Source organism: Escherichia sp. TW14182, assembly GCF_000208525.1.
Classification (GTDB): domain Bacteria; phylum Pseudomonadota; class Gammaproteobacteria; order Enterobacterales; family Enterobacteriaceae; genus Escherichia; species Escherichia ruysiae.
In genome coordinates this window covers 1-14,384 of the sequence record NZ_AEJZ01000025.1, presented here as the reverse complement: position 1 = coordinate 14,384, position 14,384 = coordinate 1, and the positions used below count along the sequence as shown (strand labels likewise).

Here is a 14,384-nt window from a genome sequence, read left to right as displayed (position 1 = left end):
AATAACTACTTAAACCGAAGATAAAAAGTACATTCATCGCCATAGCGTACTATGTTACGCCATTTGTAACTTTATTTAACCCACGCGAAATACAGAACCTGTCTGAATATTATACAGACAGGTTCTTCCTCTAATCAGAACGGATAGTCGTGATACCCCATTTGAGAGGAAATTTTACGCGCCGCCGTATGCAGCATAGTCACGTACTCCTGCAAACGCTCCTCAGAAAAACGCAGGGTCGGGAAGGAAATACTCAAACCAGCAATAACCACGCCAAAGCGGTCAAATACCGGAACTGCGATACAGCGCAGCCCCTCCTCCTGCTCTTCGTTATCTTCGCCATAACCTTGCTCACGCACCAGATCCAACACCGGTAATAACGCTTCTGTGCTGGTAATGGTACGATCGGTACTGCGTTTATACTCAACGCCCTCAAGGATTTGCTTCACTTCATCACGATCGCGCCAGGCCAGCAATACTTTACCAATCGCAGTACTGTAAAGCGGATTACGACGACCAACCCGAGAATACATGCGCAAATTGTACATAGAGTCAATTTTGTGGATGTAAACAATGCTGTCTTCATCCAGCGCGCCAAGGTGGATGGTCTCTTTGGTCAGGCGGGAAAGCTCACGCATCTGGATATCTGCGCTACGAATAAGATCAACATTTTGTAACGCGCGGGCGCCCAGTTCAAACAATTTCAGGGTCAGCGAATATTTCTCTGACTCCCCTTCCTGCGCCACGTAGCCCAGGGTTTTCATGGTCTGTAAAAAGCGATAAACGGTGCTTTTTGACATCATGACGCGCTGTGACAGCTCGGTTATCCCTATTTCACGCTCTTCGCCCAGCGCCTGCAAAATGCCAAAAACTTTCAGTACAGAAGATACAGAATCAGGCTGTTTATCCAGATCTGCGTTAGCCATTTATCACCTCATTGCGAGTGTTTTATAAAAATCAGAACTGTTTTTTATTATAATTTCGTGCCAGGGTGGTCGCAATCCATCTTTTGCCGGTTAGTTACAATTCTGCGACATTCGCCGTGAATATCAGTGCTAGAATCATACCCCTGTTGATTATTACCAAAAGATATAAAATTCCTATGCCAAAAGTTCAGGCCGATGGTCTGCCGTTGCCTCAGCGATACGGCGCGATTTTAACCATTATTATTGGTATTTCGATGGCGGTCCTCGACGGCGCTATCGCTAACGTCGCCTTGCCAACAATCGCCACAGACCTTCATGCCACGCCAGCCAGCTCCATCTGGGTAGTGAACGCCTATCAAATTGCCATTGTCGTCTCTCTGCTCTCATTCTCGTTTCTGGGAGATATGTTTGGCTATCGACGTATTTATAAATGCGGATTGGTCGTTTTTCTGTTGTCTTCGCTGTTCTGCGCCCTTTCTGATTCGCTGCAAATGCTCACCCTGGCGCGTGTAATACAAGGTTTCGGCGGCGCAGCACTGATGAGCGTCAATACTGCACTTATCCGCCTGATCTACCCGCAGCGTTTTCTGGGTAGGGGGATGGGAATTAACTCGTTTATTGTTGCCGTCTCCTCGGCTGCCGGTCCGACAATTGCAGCGGCAATTCTTTCCTTTGCTTCCTGGAAATGGTTATTTTTAATCAACGTGCCGTTGGGTATTATCGCTCTGCTTCTGGCGATACGTTTTCTGCCACCTAATGGATCGCGTTCCAGTAAACCTCGTTTTGACCTGCCCAGTGCAGTAATGAATGCGTTAACCTTCGGCCTGCTTATTACTGCGTTGAGTGGTTTCGCTCAGGGGCAATCGCTGACGTTGATTGCAGCAGAACTGGCGGTAATGGTTGTCGTGGGTATATTCTTTATTCGCCGCCAGCTTTCTCTTCCCGTACCGCTGCTACCGGTGGATTTACTGCGCATTCCGCTGTTTTCACTTTCTATTTGCACGTCTATTTGCTCTTTCTGCGCACAGATGTTGGCAATGGTTTCTCTGCCCTTTTACCTGCAAACCGTGCTTGGGCGCAGTGAAGTAGAAACGGGTTTACTCCTGACGCCGTGGCCGTTAGCTACCATGGTGATGGCACCGCTGGCAGGCTATCTGATAGAGCGCGTACATGCAGGATTGCTGGGTGCTTTAGGTTTGTTCATTATGGCAGCGGGTCTGTTTTCACTGGTTCTGCTGCCCGCTTCTCCTGCGGATATCAACATTATCTGGCCAATGATCTTATGCGGCGCTGGATTTGGCTTATTTCAGTCCCCCAATAACCACACCATTATTACCTCCGCCCCTCGCGAACGTAGCGGTGGTGCCAGTGGCATGTTAGGTACAGCTCGTCTGCTTGGTCAGAGTAGCGGCGCGGCTCTGGTGGCTCTGATGTTAAATCAGTTTGGCGATAATGGTACGCACGTCTCGCTGATGACTGCGGCTATTCTGGCTGTGATTGCTGCCTGCGTCAGTGGGTTACGGATTACCCAGCCACGATCCCAGGCATAAAAAAAGCGCGTCGACCAGGACGCGCTTTTTAGCATTTACTTCATATTACTTCAGGTATTCACCGGTGCGCAGAGCTTCAATACGTTTATCCAGCGGCGGGTGAGTCATGAACAGCTCACTGAGCGATTTTGACTTACCGTTAATGCAGAAAGCCATCATGCTCGTTGCTTCTTGCGGCTCATAGCTGGTTTTAAGACGCTGCAGCGCGGCAATCATTTTTTCACGGCCAACCAGTTTCGCTGAACCCGCATCGGCGTGGAATTCACGATGACGCGAGAACCACATGGTAATAATGCTCGCCAGAATACCAAATACCAGTTCCAGCACCGTCGCGACTGCAAAGTAGATCAGCGGGTTACCGTTGCTCTCTTCACCTTCGTCACGGTTACCGCCCATGAAGCCAGCGGCCAGTTGCGCGAGAATACGAGAAATAAAGATAACGAAGGTGTTCACCACCCCCTGAATCAGCGTCATCGTAACCATATCACCATTGGCAATGTGGCTAATTTCGTGAGCGATTACTGCCTCGGCTTCATCCGGGCTCATGTTTTGCAACAAACCGGTGCTGACAGCAACCAGAGAGGCATCACGGCGCGCACCGGTTGCAAAGGCGTTGATATCCGGCGCATGGTAGATAGCCACTTGCGGCATAGCAATTCCAGCCTGACGCGCCTGGGTTGCAACAGTATTGATCAGCCAACGTTCCCTTTCGTTACGCGGTTGCTCGATCACTTCCCCGCCAACAGATCGTAATGCCATCCATTTGGACATCAGAAGCGAAACGAAGGAACCACCAAAACCGAACAGCAAGGCCATAATCATCAGCCCCTGAACGCTGCTCGACTGTATCCCTGTCAGGCTCAGTACCAGCCCGAAAACGACCATCACGGCCAGGTTCGTTAGCAGGAAGAGCGCGATTCGCATCATAATTTTCTTTTTACCTCAGTTTAACAAAACGCAATATGCGATACCCACATCGTATGGGCTACGTGACTATTTTCAAGTCCGGATAGCGCGTAAGTCACCAGAAAGACACAACTTTACATTTTGTAGCATCTGATTTACGGCATCTTGCCACTGTTAAAAAATCAGGCACAATTTCTTGTGCCTGATTGATGTTACTTGACGGGGGCGGGCTGTTCCGCAGGTCTGGCTTTTTCCAGACGCGCCAAATCAAGCGCGATGTTCACTGTTTCATCCAGATACGGATCTGGCTCCTTGTAATCTTTTGGCAGATCGTCCAGTTTCTTCAACTCCGGTTTTCCTTCGCGTTTAAAGCGATCGTTCAACCGCGCCAGACGCGTCGCATCATCTTCGTTATTCTCTTTTTCACGCACAGCGTAATTCAGAGAAACGATGTTGCGTTTGTCCTTCATGGCGTTGAAGCGAGCGATATCCTTCATGATGTTCTGGAACTCAGGATCCTTCGCGATACGCGCATTATGTTCCTTCAGCAACTCCGGTTCAAACGCCGTTAAGTCTCCAGATTTCACATAGGTTGCAGCGTCAATACTATCCCACGGTAGCGCGTTATCTTCGAATTTCTCACCGGTTTCCGTCTCTTCATTGCCCGTAGGCATGATGATATCTGGCGTTACGCCTTTACGTTGCGTACTGCCGCCGTTAACGCGATAGAATTTCTGGATTGTGTACTGTACTGAACCCAACGCCGGCCATTCAGGACGTAACATCTGATCGTAGATACGGTTCAGAGAACGATACTGCTGGACTGTGCCTTTACCAAATGTCGGTTCACCCACCACCAGCGCACGACCGTAATCCTGCATGGCAGCAGCAAAGATTTCCGAAGCCGAAGCACTGAAACGGTCAACCAGCACCACTAACGGGCCTTTATAGAAAACCTGACCGTCGTTATCGCTATCTTCGCGAACCTTGCCGTTGTTATCACGAACCTGCACAATCGGACCTGATGGAATAAACAGCCCAGAGAGCGATACCGCTTCAGTCAGCGCCCCCCCGCCGTTGCTACGTAGGTCGATAATGACACTGCTGACATTTTGTTTTTCCAGTTTCTGCAGTTGAACTTTGACATCGTCCGTCAAGCCAACATAGAAGCCCGGAATATCCAGCACACCGACTTTTTCTTTACCGACAGTCTTCACAGACATTTTAACTGCACGGTCTTCCAGACGAATACGTTCACGCGTCAGCGTTACTGTCCGGGTCTTAGTCCCTTTACCCGCAGGCAGAATTTCCAGACGAACCTTACTGCCTTTCGGCCCTTTGATTAAGGCAACGACATCATCAAGACGCCAGCCGATCACGTCAACCATCGGTTTACCGGTTTGTCCGACACCGACAATTTTGTCACCAACGCTGATAGCTTTACTCTTCGCTGCTGGCCCACCCGCCACCATTGAATTGATAACGGTGTAGTCATCATCCATTTGCAGTACTGCGCCAATACCTTCCAGCGACAAACTCATTTCAGTATTGAACTGTTCGGTATTGCGCGGAGAAAGGTAGTTGGTATGTGGGTCGATTTCGCGTGCAAACGCCGTCATTGCCAGCGAGAAAACATCTTCGCTGTTGGTTTGCGCCAGACGACGAATAGCAAATTTGTAGCGGCGAGCCAGGGTTTCACGAATTTCTTTATCCGTTTTACCTGCCAGCTTCAGGCTTAACTCGTCGAATTTAACTTTACTGTCCCACAGCGCGTTTAACTCGGCCTCGTTTTTCGGCCAGGGCGCTTTGCTGCGATCCAGGTTATAGGAATCGTTGCCGGTAAAATCCATCGGCTTTTCCAGTACAGACAACGCATACTGGTAACGTTCGAAGCGGCGTTTTTGCGCCAGATTGTAGAGATCGTAGAAAACGTCAAGTTTGCCGGTGCGAAGTTCATCGCCCAACTCGGTTTTCTTTTTCGCAAATTGTTCGACATCGCTTGCCAGCAGCACATTGTGGCTGTAATCAAGCAAGTTCAGGTAGCGGTCAAAGATTTTGGCCGAGAACGCCTGATCGAGATCGAACTGACGATAATGGGAACGGGTGAAGCGCGACGTTACGCGCTCACTCACAGTCGCATGCTGCGTCTCTTCCTTTAATACCGGAATTTGATCAGCACGCGTAATATCTTCTACTGCGAAGGTCTGGCCTGCTATTGCAAGCAGGCCAGCTAACGCGGTAAGCCTAAAAAACATGTTCATGCCTGGCCCGGCCTCCGTTTCAGAACACCAGGTGTTCTGCGCGCACAATCAAAGACATACCCGAATTCAGTTGGACGCGGACGCCGTCTTTGGTGATTTCTAATACGGTGGCATCCATCGCGTTTTGACCAGCTTTCACCTTCAGGGCTTGTCCGACAGTCAGAGCTGAAATGTCAGAAACCGGGGTATGCTGTTCTTCGCGAGGTGCTTTTACTGTTTTTGGCGCTTTCTCAGCCGGTTTTTGCGCGCGAGGTTTGCGCTCGGCGCCTTCTTTACGGCGTTGCGCGGCAGGACGTGGTTTACGTTCGCGGCGTGGTGCATCTTCTTTCTCACCAGCAGCTGCGGCAGCTTCGCGTTTTTTCGCTTGCTGTTCAGCGCGCTGAGCCTGAACGCGTGCTTTCGCTTCTTCAAGCTGTTTGCGAGCATGTTCTACATGCTGCTCGTCCAGCTCACCGCATGGGTTGCCGTCAAGATCGACACGCGTTGCGCCGGGTTTAACACCGTAAAGGTAACGCCAGCTCGAAGTGTAGAGACGTAAAGCGGATCGCAGTTGCGTTTTGCTCAGGTTCATTTCCCCGGCAACACGATCGACCAAATCCTGAAAAATACCGATTTTCAGCGGACGCGCTTCACCTTCCGCACTGAAACAGTGGGGAAAACGTTCGGCCAGAAACGCGATTACTTCTTTACTGCTATTCAACTTAGGTTGATTTTCCATGAAATTTCCTGATTACAACGGACGTAGCCAACAAGCGCAGGCATGAACAGGCGTCATTATAATGACGCCATCAGTAAATGCTACGTTATCCGTTGATTATCCTGCGACGCTCGCAAAGAATTTTTTGTAATCCGTCATTGCAAGCACCTTTTCAAGCTGTGCCACAAGCTGACGTAAGCCTTGCTCGTCCTCGTCTGTAAAGCGACCGAAGACGGTACTGTCGATGTCGAGAACACCAATAATCTGATTTTTCACCACCAGCGGCAGGACAATTTCAGAATTACTCGCCGCATCACAGGCAATATGCCCATCAAAGGCGTGAACATCCTCGATTCGTTGTACTTGATTGCGGGCAACCGCAGTGCCGCACACGCCGCGCCCGACGGGGATCCGTACACAGGCAATTTTGCCCTGAAATGGTCCGAGCACCAGCGTATCGTCCTCAAGCAAATAAAAACCGGCCCAGTTTACGTCTGCCAGACGTTCGTATAACAACGCGCTGGTGTTTGCCAGCGTTGCCAGAAAACTGGTCTCTCCCGCCATCAGCGCGTTAAAGTCGCGATTTAAATCCGCGTAAAATTCTGTTTTGTTCATTATATAATCACTTGGTTGTCTTACCTGGAACTGCCAGCCTATTAAAATAAGCATTAAATGCGTTAATGCTCAAGATCATTCCCATCATGGGTTAAGATTAATGTTAATTCTTATTACATTTGGCACGTCATGGCACTTAACACCCCGCAAATTACGCCAACAAAAAAGATAACAGTGAGCTCAATCGGCAAGGAACTGCCGCGTGGTGATTATCAACGTTGCCCGCAATGTGACATGCTGTTTAGCCTGCCCGAGATAAATTCTCATCAAAGTGCCTATTGTCCGCGCTGCCAGGCCAAAATTCGTGACGGGCGTGACTGGTCGCTAACGCGCCTGGCGGCAATGGCGTTCACCATGCTATTGCTGATGCCGTTTGCCTGGGGCGAACCACTGTTGCATATCTGGCTGTTAGGTATTCGTATTGACGCCAACGTCATGCAAGGCATCTGGCAAATGACCAAACAGGGCGATGCGATAACGGGGGCGATGGTCTTTTTCTGCGTTATTGGTGCCCCACTTATCCTCGTCACATCTATTGCTTATTTGTGGTTTGGCAACCGACTGGGGATGAACTTACGCCCGGTACTGCTGATGCTTGAGCGACTAAAAGAGTGGGTGATGCTGGATATCTACCTGGTCGGCATTGGTGTTGCTTCTATAAAGGTACAGGATTATGCCCATATCCAGGCGGGTGTCGGCTTATTCTCTTTTGTAGCGTTGGTGATTTTAACGACGGTGACGTTGTCACATCTTAATGTTGAACAGCTGTGGGAGCGATTTTATCCTGAACGCCCTGCCACGCGCAGGGACGCGAAACTACGTGTTTGCCTGGGGTGTCACTTTACCGGCTATCCTGATCCGCGCGGTCGCTGCCCCCGCTGCCATATCCCGCTTCGCCTGCGTCGTCATCATAGTCTTCAAAAATGTTGGGCGGCGTTGTTGGCTTCAGTCGTCTTGTTGTTACCAGCTAACCTGTTGCCTATCTCGATCATTTATCTGAACGGTGGACGACAAGAAGATACGATTCTTTCCGGCATCATGTCGCTGGCAAACAGCAACATTGCGGTCGCCGGAATTGTGTTTATCGCCAGTATTCTGGTGCCGTTTACCAAAGTGATTGTGATGTTCACTTTATTATTGAGCATTCATTTTAAATGCCAACAAGGATTACGCACGCGAATACTGTTACTGCGAATGGTGACCTGGATTGGTCGCTGGTCGATGCTCGATCTGTTTGTCATTTCTTTAACTATGTCGCTGATCAATCGCGATCAGATCCTCGCTTTTACTATGGGACCGGCTGCGTTTTATTTCGGCGCAGCGGTTATTTTAACTATTCTTGCAGTGGAATGGCTGGACAGCCGCTTACTTTGGGATGCACATGAGTCAGGAAACGCCCGCTTCGACGACTGAAGCGCAGATTAAAACTAAACGCCGTATCTCACCTTTCTGGCTGCTGCCGTTCATCGCGCTAATGATTGCCGGTTGGCTGATTTGGGACAGTTATCAGGATCGGGGGAACACCGTCACCATCGACTTTATGTCGGCGGATGGCATTGTCCCTGGCCGCACACCTGTTCGTTATCAGGGTGTTGAAGTCGGAACCGTTCAGGATGTCAGCCTTAGCGATGATCTTCGTAAGATTGAAGTCAGGGTCAGCATCAAGTCCGATATGAAAGATGCGCTGCGCGAAGAGACGCAGTTCTGGCTGGTGACGCCAAAAGCCTCTCTAGCAGGTGTTTCCGGACTGGATGCACTGGTTGGGGGTAACTATATCGGCATGATGCCAGGCAAAGGCAAAGAGCAGGATCACTTTGTCGCCCTCGATACCCAACCGAAATATCGGCTGGATAATGGTGATCTAATGATCCACCTACAGGCTCCCGATCTTGGTTCGCTGAATAGTGGTTCGCTGGTCTATTTTCGCAAGATCCCGGTGGGACGTGTCTACGACTATGCGATCAATCCCAATAACCAGGGCGTGGTGATTGATGTCCTGATTGAGCGGCGTTTTACCGATCTGGTGAAAAAAGGGAGTCGCTTCTGGAACGTTTCTGGCGTTGATGCCAATGTCAGTATCAGTGGCGCGAAAGTGAAACTGGAAAGTCTGGCTGCGCTGGTTAACGGTGCGATTGCCTTCGATTCGCCGGAAGAGTCGAAACCCGCCGAAGCGGAAGATACCTTTGGTTTGTATGAAGATCTCGCCCACAGCCAGCGTGGGGTAATCATAAAACTGGAACTGCCGAGCGGTGCCGGATTAACCGCCGACTCAACACCGTTAATGTATCAGGGTCTGGAAGTCGGACAACTGACGAAACTGGATTTAAACCCAGGCGGCAAAGTCACCGGAGAAATGACCGTAGATCCCAGCGTCGTAACGCTGTTACGGGAAAATACCCGCATCGAATTACGCAACCCGAAATTATCCCTCAGCGATGCGAATCTCAGCGCCCTGCTCACGGGCAAAACCTTCGAACTGGTGCCGGGCGATGGTGAGCCACGCAAGGAGTTTGTCGTTGTGCCTGGCGAGAAAGCCCTGCTGCATGAACCTGATGTTCTGACGCTGACCCTGACCGCGCCGGAAAGTTACGGTATTGATGCCGGTCAGCCACTCATTCTGCATGGTGTGCAGGTCGGTCAGGTAATTGAACGTAAACTCACCAGCAAAGGCGTCACCTTTACCATCGCCATTGAACCACAGCATCGCGAGCTGGTAAAAGGCGACAGCAAATTCGTCGTCAACAGCCGTGTGGACGTAAAAGTGGGACTAGACGGCGTCGAGTTTCTCGGTGCCAGCGCCTCTGAATGGATCAACGGAGGGATACGTATTCTGCCGGGCGATAAAGGCGAGATGAAAGCCAGCTATCCGCTGTATGCCAATCTGGAAAAAGCCCTGGAAAACAGCCTTAGCGATTTGCCCACCACGACCGTGAGTTTGAGTGCAGAAACATTACCAGACGTGCAGGCGGGATCGGTAGTGCTGTACCGTAAGTTTGAGGTTGGCGAAGTCATCACCGTGCGCCCACGGGCTAACGCCTTTGATATCGATCTGCATATTAAGCCGGAATATCGCAACCTTCTGACCAACAACAGCGTGTTCTGGGCAGAAGGCGGGGCGAAAGTTCAGCTTAATGGTAGCGGCCTGACCGTACAGGCTTCGCCACTTTCACGGGCGTTAAAGGGTGCTATCAGCTTCGATAACCTCAGCGGCGCCAGCGCCAGCCAACGTAAAGGCGATAAGCGTATTCTTTATGCATCAGAAACGGCGGCTCGTGCGGTCGGCGGACAGATTACGCTCCACGCTTTTGATGCCGGAAAACTGGCGGTCGGTATGCCAATTCGCTACCTCGGTATTGATATCGGGCAAATCCAGACGCTGGATCTGATAACCGCACGTAATGAAGTACAGGCAAAAGCGGTGCTCTATCCGGAATATGTCCAGACTTTCGCTCGCGGTGGTACACGCTTTTCGGTGGTCACACCGCAGATTTCGGCAGCCGGCGTTGAGCACCTTGATACCATCCTCCAGCCGTATATCAATGTCGAACCCGGTCGTGGAAATCCTCGCCGCGACTTTGAATTACAGGAGGCTACCATTACCGACTCTCGTTACCTGGATGGCTTAAGCATTATTGTTGAAGCGCCAGAAGCCGGATCGTTAGGCATCGGTACACCGGTACTATTCCGTGGTCTGGAAGTGGGTACGGTCACTGGAATGACGCTGGGTACACTATCGGATCGGGTGATGATTGCGATGCGCATCAGTAAACGCTACCAGCACCTGGTGCGGAACAATTCCGTCTTCTGGTTGGCATCGGGCTACAGTCTGGACTTTGGTCTTACGGGCGGCGTAGTGAAAACCGGTACATTTAACCAGTTTATCCGTGGCGGGATCGCCTTTGCCACTCCGCCTGGTACTCCGCTGGCACCGAAAGCCCAGGAAGGCAAACACTTCTTGTTGCTGGAAAGCGAACCGAAAGAGTGGCGTGAGTGGGGAACCGCGCTACCCAAATAATGCGCACTGCTCCGGCGTACCTGCGCCGGAGCGTTTATGCTAAACTGCGCGCCTGTTTTTTTGCCAGTGGTACATGCTCGTGGCCCAACATACCGTTTATTTCCCGGACGCCTTTCTGACGCAAATGCGTGAAGCAATGCCTTCGACGCTCTCTTTTGATGATTTTCTCGCCGCCTGTCAGCGCCCGTTGCGCCGTAGCATTCGCGTTAATACGCTGAAAATCTCCGTTGCAGATTTCCGGCAATTAACCGCTCCTTATGGCTGGACGCTAACGCCGATCCCGTGGTGTGAAGACGGTTTCTGGATCGAACGTGACGATGAAGACGCATTGCCGCTGGGCAGTACCGCTGAACATTTGAGTGGCTTGTTTTATATTCAGGAAGCCAGTTCAATGTTACCGGTTGCTGCATTGTTTGCCGATGGTAACGCCCCAAAACGGGTGATGGATGTCGCTGCTGCTCCGGGTTCAAAAACTACGCAAATTGCCGCACGGATGAATAACGAAGGGGCGATCCTTGCCAACGAGTTTTCCGCCAGCCGGGTTAAAGTGTTGCACGCCAATATCAGCCGCTGTGGCATCAGTAATGTTGCGCTCACGCATTTTGATGGCCGCGTGTTTGGTGCGGCATTGCCAGAAATGTTCGATGCTATTTTGCTGGATGCCCCCTGCTCCGGCGAAGGCGTGGTGCGTAAAGATCCCGATGCGCTGAAAAACTGGTCACCAGAAAGCAATCAGGAGATCGCAGCCACCCAGCGAGAACTGATCGACAGTGCCTTTCATGCATTACGTCCTGGCGGTACGCTGGTTTACTCGACCTGCACCTTAAACCGGGAAGAAAACGAAGCCGTTTGCCTGTGGCTGAAAGAGACTTACCCCGACGCAGTAGAGTTTTTACCGCTGGGCGATCTATTCCCTGGCGCGGACAAGGCGCTGACCGAGGAAGGCTTTTTGCACGTCTTCCCACAAATTTATGATTGCGAAGGTTTTTTCGTTGCTCGTCTGCGTAAAACTCAGGCGATTCCCGCGTTGCCTGCGCCGAAATATAAAGTGGGCAATTTCCCGTTTACCGTAGTGAAAGATCGCGAAGCCGGACAAATTCATCAGGCGGCTGCGAGTGTCGGCTTAAACTGGGATGAAAACCTGCGCCTCTGGCAGCGCGATAAAGAAATCTGGTTATTCCCGGTGGGCATTGAAGCGTTGATAGGTAAAGTCCGATTTTCCCGTCTGGGGATTAAACTTGCTGAAACGCATAACAAAGGTTATCGCTGGCAGCATGAAGCTGTCATTGCCCTTGCTTCAGTCGCCCATGCTAACGCGTTTGAACTGACACCACAGGAAGCGGAAGAGTGGTATCGCGGGCGCGACGTCTACCCACAAACCGCGCCAACTACGGATGATGTGCTGGTCACCTTCCAACATCAGCCAATCGGTTTAGCCAAACGTATTGGTTCACGGCTGAAAAACAGTTACCCACGGGAGCTGGTGCGCGACGGGAAACTTTTTACCGGTAAAGCCTGACCGCACACAAAAAAGCGCACTTTTTGACTGGCGAATCTGACTGCCTTGACTAGGCTGAAAAATGGTACGACCGAACTGGTCGTACCACAATCGGCACTTAAATGGAGAGCACGAAGATGAAAACCAGTGTACGCATAGGCGCTTTTGAAATCGACGACGGCGAGTTAACCGGCGAATCGCCTGGTGACCGAACGTTAACCATCCCCTGTAAATCTGACCCGGATTTATGTATGCAACTTGATGCCTGGGACGCCGAAACCAGCATCCCAGCCCTGCTAAACGGCGAACACTCTGTCCTTTACCGTACCCGCTACGATCAAAAGTCTGATGCCTGGATTATGCGTCTTGCCTGATCCAAAAAGAACCCGTCGGCATGACGGGTTATTTATCCTGGTTATTTCCCCCGTTGTAAAATCTCCCCTAAACTTAACGGTACGGCACCGCACTTCGAGGATGAAATGTTCGCGCTGGTACTTTTTGTTTGCTATCTGGACGCTGGCTGTGACGATATTGTGGTTGATATCTACAATACGGAACAGCAGTGCCTCTATTCAATGGACGATCAACGGATCCGTCACGGAGGCTGTTTTCCGATTGAGGATTTTATTGATGGTTTCTGGCGACCTGCACAGGAGTACAGTGACTTTTAATTATTGCAGTTGCACAAGAGTCAACTCACCTCCGAAGACGGCGCCGGTATCAATATAATGCAAGTTACCGATATCCACGCGATGCCGTAAGGGCGTATGCCCAAACCAGAAATGATCGGCACCTGTAATTCCCTGCCCTTTTTGCCCCCCACGCAATCGCGATCGACTCCACAACACCTGATGCAGATCGACTTCCTTATGCCACTCATAAATATCGTTGGGGTAATCCGCATGGGCGATGACATGCAATCCGCTACTACAGCTTAATTCAATTATCCACGGCAAAGACCAGCATTTTTCCAGCACGATTCTCGCCTGCTCGCATTGGCGCTCGGTCAGTGCAGCAAACCAGTCGCCACCATTCATAAACCACAAAGACATCTGCTGTGAATCCAGCGCATCCATCGCCATCTGCTCATGATTGCCTCTTACCGCTCTGATCCAGCGTTGTTCCAGTAATTGCAGGCAACGCAAACTCTCCGGGCCACGATCGATAACGTCACCAACCGAGATCAGCAAGTCTTGCCACGGGTCAAACCGGCAGTGCCACAATTTCTTACGCAGTTGCGCCAGGCAGCCATGAATATCCCCCACCAGCCAGATATGTCGCCACGGACTGCCATCAATCTTCTGATAGATGTGTCTTGCCTGTTTCATCAATTCTTTACTCCCGCGCGAAAGATCACATTATCTTAACAAAAATGTTAAAAAAGCCTGGACTGAAGCAGTAGAGTGTGTGTTATGGTTGATGGTAAAGTCAGTGCAGTAAAAGCTGTGATGTAATCATCAAACTGGCTTTATAGATAAAAAGAGACCGAATACGATTCCTGTTTTCGTCAACAAACAAAAAACCCTTTTAAATTAATGTGTTAAGCAAAATTACGCTCATCTTTTAATCCCAAACACGTACCATTGCATATTAATGCATTCAATTAGTTACCATTTTTTTCGAGTTTTTTAGAGAAAATTTCGGGACTATTTCAGACCAATCCAGGCAGAAATAAGCAATCTATGAGTTGAATAATTTCTCAACAATTATGTAAGATTATTTCCGGCTGACTTTCATTCAGTTTCGCATTATCGAACGTACGTCAGCCATCTGCGGCACGTTCTTGCATACGACGTGCCGCAGCTTCTGTTATTCCACTATAAAATTCCTAACCGAATTCAAATCCTCCAGACTATTCAGCTCTTCCTTCAGCTCCCGCTGACGGCGATAAATCTCGTCATTGCGATCGACCTGTG

At 50.3% G+C, this 14,384-nt stretch carries 12 protein-coding genes and 1 pseudogene; 6 read left to right on the top strand and 7 right to left on the bottom strand.

What is annotated here, in order from left to right; genetic code table 11:
• Positions 1-134 precede the first annotated feature (134 nt).
• A complete protein-coding gene (gene kdgR, locus EQY_RS0102730; protein WP_001262205.1) occupies positions 135-926 on the bottom strand; it encodes a DNA-binding transcriptional regulator KdgR in 792 nt (263 codons plus the stop codon).
• 176 nt (positions 927-1,102) lie between these two features.
• On the opposite strand from kdgR, the gene EQY_RS0102725 reads away from it, so the two are divergent.
• Entirely contained in the window at positions 1,103-2,476 is a 1,374-nt protein-coding gene (locus EQY_RS0102725) for an MFS transporter (RefSeq protein WP_024212376.1), read from the top strand.
• Positions 2,477-2,521: 45 nt separating this feature from the next.
• Here the strand turns inward: EQY_RS0102725 and htpX are convergent, their stop codons facing one another.
• The 4 genes from htpX to msrC form a co-directional block, all read right to left on the bottom strand.
• Positions 2,522-3,403 carry a protease HtpX gene (gene htpX, locus EQY_RS0102720; protein WP_000984500.1) on the bottom strand — a complete coding sequence of 294 codons (882 nt, stop codon included), beginning with the start codon at positions 3,401-3,403 and terminating at the stop codon, positions 2,522-2,524.
• Between the two features lie 191 nt (positions 3,404-3,594).
• Entirely contained in the window at positions 3,595-5,643 is a 2,049-nt protein-coding gene (gene prc, locus EQY_RS0102715) for a carboxy terminal-processing peptidase (protein WP_001055804.1), read from the bottom strand.
• A gap of 19 nt (positions 5,644-5,662) precedes the next feature.
• The gene (gene proQ, locus EQY_RS0102710; protein ID WP_000431365.1) at positions 5,663-6,361 is read right to left on the bottom strand and encodes an RNA chaperone ProQ; all 699 of its coding nucleotides are present in this window, start codon (positions 6,359-6,361) and stop codon (positions 5,663-5,665) included.
• Positions 6,362-6,457: 96 nt separating this feature from the next.
• Positions 6,458-6,955: a free L-methionine (R)-S-oxide reductase MsrC gene (msrC, locus tag EQY_RS0102705; RefSeq protein ID WP_001043872.1), complete on the bottom strand. Its 498-nt coding sequence runs from the start codon at positions 6,953-6,955 to the stop codon at positions 6,458-6,460.
• Positions 6,956-7,084: 129 nt separating this feature from the next.
• On the opposite strand from msrC, the gene yebS reads away from it, so the two are divergent.
• The 5 genes from yebS to EQY_RS0102680 all read left to right on the top strand — a co-directional run bounded on the left by yebS (position 7,085) and on the right by EQY_RS0102680 (position 13,139).
• Positions 7,085-8,368, top strand: coding sequence for a membrane integrity lipid transport subunit YebS (yebS, locus tag EQY_RS0102700; RefSeq protein ID WP_001207287.1), 1,284 nt, complete (start codon positions 7,085-7,087; stop codon positions 8,366-8,368).
• On the top strand, positions 8,337-10,970 hold the full coding sequence (gene yebT, locus EQY_RS0102695; RefSeq protein WP_000076945.1) for a lipid-binding membrane homeostasis protein YebT: 2,634 nt from the start codon (positions 8,337-8,339) through the stop codon (positions 10,968-10,970). The genes yebS and yebT overlap by 32 nt, the downstream gene beginning before the upstream one ends.
• A gap of 79 nt (positions 10,971-11,049) precedes the next feature.
• Positions 11,050-12,489, top strand: coding sequence for a 16S rRNA (cytosine(1407)-C(5))-methyltransferase RsmF (gene rsmF / locus EQY_RS0102690; protein WP_024212375.1), 1,440 nt, complete (start codon positions 11,050-11,052; stop codon positions 12,487-12,489).
• A 116-nt stretch (positions 12,490-12,605) separates the two neighbouring features.
• Positions 12,606-12,842: a DUF1480 family protein gene (locus tag EQY_RS0102685; RefSeq protein WP_010345804.1), complete on the top strand. Its 237-nt coding sequence runs from the start codon at positions 12,606-12,608 to the stop codon at positions 12,840-12,842.
• Between the two features lie 105 nt (positions 12,843-12,947).
• Positions 12,948-13,139 carry a YdfD/YebW family protein gene (locus tag EQY_RS0102680; RefSeq protein WP_000457829.1) on the top strand — a complete coding sequence of 64 codons (192 nt, stop codon included), beginning with the start codon at positions 12,948-12,950 and terminating at the stop codon, positions 13,137-13,139.
• On the opposite strand, the gene pphA is transcribed toward EQY_RS0102680, so the two are convergent.
• The gene (gene pphA, locus EQY_RS0102675; protein ID WP_000806430.1) at positions 13,140-13,796 is read right to left on the bottom strand and encodes a protein-serine/threonine phosphatase; all 657 of its coding nucleotides are present in this window, start codon (positions 13,794-13,796) and stop codon (positions 13,140-13,142) included.
• A 481-nt stretch (positions 13,797-14,277) separates the two neighbouring features.
• A pseudogene (locus EQY_RS27410) lies at positions 14,278-14,384 on the bottom strand (DUF4376 domain-containing protein); the annotation flags it as partial.

What these genes read in the sequence shown, in the direction of transcription:
- kdgR (WP_001262205.1), bottom strand. Translation starts at nt 926, where the DNA reads ATGGCTAACGCAGATCTGGATAAACAGCCTGATTCTGTATCTTCTGTA.
- EQY_RS0102725 (WP_024212376.1), top strand. Translation starts at nt 1,103, where the DNA reads ATGCCAAAAGTTCAGGCCGATGGTCTGCCGTTGCCTCAGCGATACGGC.
- htpX (WP_000984500.1), bottom strand. Translation starts at nt 3,403, where the DNA reads ATGATGCGAATCGCGCTCTTCCTGCTAACGAACCTGGCCGTGATGGTC.
- prc (WP_001055804.1), bottom strand. Translation starts at nt 5,643, where the DNA reads ATGAACATGTTTTTTAGGCTTACCGCGTTAGCTGGCCTGCTTGCAATA.
- proQ (WP_000431365.1), bottom strand. Translation starts at nt 6,361, where the DNA reads ATGGAAAATCAACCTAAGTTGAATAGCAGTAAAGAAGTAATCGCGTTT.
- msrC (WP_001043872.1), bottom strand. Translation starts at nt 6,955, where the DNA reads ATGAACAAAACAGAATTTTACGCGGATTTAAATCGCGACTTTAACGCG.
- yebS (WP_001207287.1), top strand. Translation starts at nt 7,085, where the DNA reads ATGGCACTTAACACCCCGCAAATTACGCCAACAAAAAAGATAACAGTG.
- yebT (WP_000076945.1), top strand. Translation starts at nt 8,337, where the DNA reads ATGAGTCAGGAAACGCCCGCTTCGACGACTGAAGCGCAGATTAAAACT.
- EQY_RS0102685 (WP_010345804.1), top strand. Translation starts at nt 12,606, where the DNA reads ATGAAAACCAGTGTACGCATAGGCGCTTTTGAAATCGACGACGGCGAG.
- EQY_RS0102680 (WP_000457829.1), top strand. Translation starts at nt 12,948, where the DNA reads ATGTTCGCGCTGGTACTTTTTGTTTGCTATCTGGACGCTGGCTGTGAC.
- pphA (WP_000806430.1), bottom strand. Translation starts at nt 13,796, where the DNA reads ATGAAACAGGCAAGACACATCTATCAGAAGATTGATGGCAGTCCGTGG.